Raw genomic sequence first — 5311 nt, forward strand, 5'->3', positions numbered from 1 at the left:
ACCCGCCCCACGGCCGCCTCCACTACGAGGGCGATCTCCGGTAGCCCGATGCGCCGTCTCCTCCTGCTCACCGCGCTGGCGCTCGCCCTCGGCGGGTGCGCGGGCGGCCGGCTCGCGATCAACGGCGGCGAGCCGTCGGTCGGCCGAGAGGCCATTCCCGAGGCTGCCCGCGGCTTCATGGTTGCCTTTCCCAACATGATGATCGCGCTGGACTCGCTCCGCGAGGGGCCCGAGGGCATCGAGTACCACGGGACGCTGACTGGCACGAACACCGGACCCGGCGGCACCGGCCGGTCGGCCCGGATGGGCGGGTTCGAGACGTGGACGGCGTGGGACGGCGGCCGCATCGCCGAATTGATCGGCCGCTTCGACGCCGGCTACTACCGCCGCCAGCTCGACGGCGACACGCCATGAGCACCGCACTCTCCCCGACACCCTCCATGACCCGACCGCTCGCTCTCCTCGCTCTCCTGGTGCCCGTGTTTACCGCGGCGCAGCCGGTCGCCGAGGCCCCGGTCGCCCTCGACGGGACGCATCAGGTTGACCTCGTCTCCGAGGTCAACGGCCACCCGTACCGGTTGTACATCGCCCCGCCCGAGGGCTACGCCGCCGACGACACCACGCGCTACCCCGTCCTCTACATCCTCGACGGGCGCCGGACCTTCCCCGCGGCGGTCACCGCGCGGGCGTTCCAGGACATTTACGACGGGCTGGACGAGGTCATTCTCGTCGGCATTGGCAACGGGGAGCAGACCTTCGACGCGTGGTTTTCGCACCGCTGGCGGGACTACACGCCCTCAGCGAACGCGGCCACCGACTCGGTCGTCGCGGTGCAGTTCAGCCAGGACCCGGAGACCGTCGTCTCCGGGGGCGGCCCCGACTTTCTCCGCGTGCTCCGCGAGGAGATCCTCCCGCTCGTCGACTCGGCCTACCGGACCACCGGCGACCGGGGCCTCACGGGGCAGTCTCTGGGCGGGCTGTTCGCGGCCTACGTGCTCTTCGAGGCCCCCGGACTGTTCCAGCGCGTCGGCATCAACAGCCCCTCGCTGTGGTGGAGCGACGGCGAGACGTTCGCGACGGAGGTGGCGTTCGCCGAGGCACACGCGGCGCTCCCGGCGCACGTCTTCCTGTCCGTAGGGTCGGAGGAAGGGCGCTCGATGGTGCCGCCGATGGAGAGGCTGGCGGAAGCGTTGCGAAGCCGGGGCTACGACGGCCTGACCATGGACGCCGTCGTGTTCGCTGACGAGACCCACACCTCGGTGGTCCCCGCGATGATGTCTCGGACCCTGCGCGTGCTCTACGGTCGCTCGGAGTGATCCCGCCGCCACGCCCTCCTCACCGCCACGACCTATGACGCGACTCCTCCTCCTCGCCCTGCTGGCGCCCGTGGTCGCTGTGGCCCAGCCGATGGCCGGCACCGGGCCGGCCGCAGACGACGAGCCGTTCATCGTGCCCCGGCTGGCGGGCCCGGTCGTCCTCGACGGCCGCGTCGATGAGGCGGCGTGGGACGCGATCCCGACGCTCCCGCTCGTGACGCACTGGCCGTCGTTCGGCGAGGCGCCCTCCGAGCCGACCGAGATCCGCTTGGCCTACGACGACGAGTACGTCTACCTCTCGTGCCGGTGCTACGCCCCGCCCGAGGCCGTCTTCGCCGCGTCCTTCGAGCGCGACCTCAGCACGCTGGGGACCGACTACCTCAACCTCAGCCTCGACACCTACAACGACAACACGACCGGCGTCGCCTTCCACACGACGCCGACCGGCTCTCGGACCGACGCTACCTATGCGGGCGACACCGGTGCCAACGACGACACTTGGAACACCTATTGGGATGCGGAGGCGACGATTACGGACGAGGGCTGGTTCGCCGAGATGCGGGTCCCGTTCTCGAGTTTGCGCTTCCAGCCGGTCGACGGGCGCGTGGTGATGGGCTTGAGCGCGTGGCGCTACCTCGGCAAGAAGAACGAGATGGACATCTTCCCGGCCATCGAGCCCAACTGGGGGTTCTGGAGCTTCAACAAGCCGTCGCAGTTTCAAAAAGTCGTGTTCGAGGGCGTCCGGGCGCGTCGCCCGATCTACGTCACGCCGTATGCGCTCGGCGGGATGGGCCAGTCGTTCGACCTCGACGCCGGGGCCGGCGTGGTCCGCACGGACGACCCGGTGACGGAGGTCGGGGGCGACGTCAAGATGGGCCTGACGGAGACCTTGACGCTCGACCTGACGCTCAACACGGACTTCGCCCAGGTCGAAGCCGACGACCAGCAGGTCAACCTCACGCGGTTCAACCTCTTCTTCCCCGAGAAGCGGCAGTTCTTCCTGGAGGGGGCCGACCTCTTCGACGTCGATTTCGGCGGCAACGACCGGCTGTTCTACAGTCGGCAGGTGGGCCTCAACGGCGGCGAGGCGGTCCGCCTGCTGGGCGGTGGGCGGCTGGTGGGGCGCGTCGGCGGGTGGGACGTGGGCGTGATCGACCTCCAGACGGCGCGCCGGACGACCGGCCTGGAGCCGACCGATGTTCTCCCGACCGAGAACGTCGGGGTGCTCCGGCTGCGGCGGCCGGCCATCAACAGCCAGTCGACGGTGGGCGGGATGCTCACCAGCCGGCTCGGGGCGGACGGGACGTACAACGTCGCCGTCGGCTTGGACGGCGACATCCGACTGGGCGACGACGCGTTTGCCGAGCTCCGGTGGGCGCAGACGTTCGACGACGCCGTCGAGGGCGCGGGGCTCTTCGACAGCGCGCGCTTTCTGGCGTCCGTCGAGAGCCGGGAGTACACCGGCCTCGGCTACGCTGCCAAGGTCGAGCGGGCTGGCCGGACCTACCGCCCGGACCTCGGGTTCGAGCGCCGCGACGACTTCGCCGCCGGCGGCGCGATTGTGTGGCACGGGTGGGGACCGCGACCGGGCTCGTCGCTCGCCCGGCACCGGGTCCGCCTGATCGGCGAGACGTTCGTGCGCAACGCAGATGGCTCGGTCGAGACGGTCGAGTCGTCGGCGTCGTGGGAGGGCGTGTTCACGTCCGCGGCGTCGCTCTTCGCGAGCGTGGACGTGACGTACGACGACCTGAGGGATGGCTTCTCGCTGTCGGACGACGCGGACGTACTGCCCGGCGCGTACACCTTCGCCTCGGCGGATGTTAGCTACGAGACCCCTGGCGGACGGCCTCTGAGGACGAGCGTCTCGGCAGGCGGCGGCGCCTTCTACGACGGCTGGCGGGCCACCGCGGGCGTCTCGCCGACGTGGGTGGTCTCGAAGCACCTCACGTTGGGCGGCGGCTACGAGGTCAACCGGATCGGCTTCCCGGACCGCGACCAGACGTTCACGTCGCACGTGGGGCGGCTCCGGGTGCGGGCAGCGCTCGACACGCGGTGGTCGCTGGCGTCCTTCTTCCAGCTCAACAGCGCCGCCAGCGCGGGGCTGGCCAACGTCCGCATGCGCTACAACCCGCGCGAGGGGAACGACCTCTACCTCGTGGTGAACTGGGGCTTCGACACGGACGCGCTCCGGCCCTCGACCGGCCGGCCGCTCACGAGCCAGCGGGCGATCGTGGCGAAGTACACGACGACGTTCGCGCTCTGAACACGCCATGATCCTCCGCCGCATCACCCAGCACGTCCGGGAGCAGAACTGGACCGCCATCGCGATCGACTTCGTGATCGTCGTCGTGGGCGTGTTCATCGGCATCCAGGTCTCAAACTGGAACACCTCGCGAGCGGAGGACGCGAGGGAGCGCCTGCTGCTGGGCGAGCTCCGCGCCGAGCTCGCCGAGTCCGTCCGCCAGCTGACCATCAAGCGGAACGCGTACGACCAGGTCGGCCGGTCCGGCCGGGAGGCCCTCGCGTTTCTAGACGCGGGCGCCGCGTGCGGCGAGGAGTGCTGGCCGGTCGTCGTCGACTTTTTCCACGCCTCGCAGTGGCAGCAGGTGCCCGTCAGCCGCTCGACGTACGACGAGATGCGCCGCAACGGGTGGCCCCGCGACCGGGCCCTCGTCGACGCCATCGAGGACTACCACCGCCAGGCCGACCAATTGAGTGTGCCTCTGGCGCGTCCGCCCGAGTACCGATCCCTCGTCCGCGGGCTGATTCCGCTGGCCGCCCACACGCCGTACTGGACGCACTGCTTTGAGCTGACCGACGGCGAGGAGGTCTACCTCGACGACTGCCCGGCGGGCGTCGACCCGGAGGTGGCCGGAGCCGCGGTGGAGGCTATCGTGGCTCACCCCGACATCCACGCGGCCCTGACGGAGTGGGCGGGGTTCGCGGGCGCGCTCAGCGTCAGCATCGACCCTTTGATCGCCGCCGCCGAACGCGCGATTTCGCTCATCGACGCCGACCTCGACGCATGACCGACACGCCCACCCCGCCCCCCTCGGCCTCCGCACCGGCTGACCCGACGCCGAGGCGGAGCGGGACGATCCTCGCGCGGCTCTCCCAGGCCCTCCGTGAGCAGAACTGGTTCGCCGTCGCACTCGAAGTGGTCATCGTGATCGTCGGCGTGGTGATTGGCTTCCAGGTCACGGCCTTGGGGCAGGCACGGAGCGACGCGGCCAAAGAGCAGACATACCTCCGCCAGCTCCACGCCGACCTCCACGAGACACTGCGGCTGGCCGACGAGGCCGACTCACTGAACGCCCGTGGCGACCGGGCGTCCTCAAACTCGATTCGGATGTTCTACCTGCCGGAGACTCCACCGGCAGACTCCGTCATAGACTGGCACGTCCGATCGGTGGGGATGGAGATCGTGACGCCGCTTCTGGGGACCGCGGAAGCGCTGATTTCGAGCGGCGACCTCAGCCTGATCCGCGACGATTCTCTCCGAGCGGCCATCACGGCCTACGTCACGCGGAGCCACCAGCTCATCGACGACCAAGCGCTCCACTACACCGAGTGGCGCCGGTCGATCAACACCATGATGACCCGGACGGGCTATGCTCAGCACCTCGACTGGTACCTCACGCGGGACTCGTCGTTGGCCAACCACCCGTTGTGGCCCGGCGTCATCGGCCCTCGGCGCGACCCGTTCGCCCTCGATGTGGACGACCTTCTGCAAGACCGAGAGGCGCAGACCGTCATCAATCGGATCCTCCAGAGCCGGCTCGCGACCGTCGGGAACCGCCAAGCCGTGGAGGCGGCAACCGAAGCACTCAAGGAGCAGGTCGAGGCCGAGGTCACCCGATGAGTGACGACCCCGTGCCAATCCCGCCCGCCCCACCCGCACCGAGCGCCAGCCCGCGGCGGCGCCTGTTCTTCGCCCGTCTGGCGGGGGCCATCCGGCGGCAGGACTGGTTCGTGGTCGCCCTCGAGGTCGCCAT

The 5311-nt window shown here is 70.0% G+C and carries 5 protein-coding genes; all 5 read left to right on the top strand.

The features are described from left to right. The first annotated feature begins 48 nt into the window (after positions 1-48). The 5 genes from WBA11_RS11670 to WBA11_RS11690 are packed head-to-tail and all read left to right on the top strand — an operon-like array spanning position 49 to position 5178. Positions 49-414 (top strand): hypothetical protein, encoded by a 366-nt coding sequence (locus WBA11_RS11670; protein ID WP_424520858.1) that lies wholly within the window; start codon positions 49-51, stop codon positions 412-414. A gap of 26 nt (positions 415-440) precedes the next feature. Next, positions 441-1316: an alpha/beta hydrolase gene (locus WBA11_RS11675; protein WP_424520859.1), complete on the top strand. Its 876-nt coding sequence runs from the start codon at positions 441-443 to the stop codon at positions 1314-1316. 34 nt (positions 1317-1350) lie between these two features. Next, the gene (locus tag WBA11_RS11680) at positions 1351-3579 is read left to right on the top strand and encodes a DUF5916 domain-containing protein (protein ID WP_424520860.1); all 2229 of its coding nucleotides are present in this window, start codon (positions 1351-1353) and stop codon (positions 3577-3579) included. A 7-nt stretch (positions 3580-3586) separates the two neighbouring features. Further along, positions 3587-4345 (top strand): hypothetical protein, encoded by a 759-nt coding sequence (locus WBA11_RS11685; RefSeq protein WP_424520861.1) that lies wholly within the window; start codon positions 3587-3589, stop codon positions 4343-4345. Further along, positions 4342-5178: a hypothetical protein gene (locus WBA11_RS11690; RefSeq protein ID WP_424520862.1), complete on the top strand. Its 837-nt coding sequence runs from the start codon at positions 4342-4344 to the stop codon at positions 5176-5178. The genes WBA11_RS11685 and WBA11_RS11690 overlap by 4 nt, the downstream gene beginning before the upstream one ends. Positions 5179-5311: the final 133 nt, after the last annotated feature.

Source organism: Rubrivirga sp. (assembly GCF_049648075.1).
Lineage (GTDB): Bacteria > Bacteroidota > Rhodothermia > Rhodothermales > Rubricoccaceae > Rubrivirga.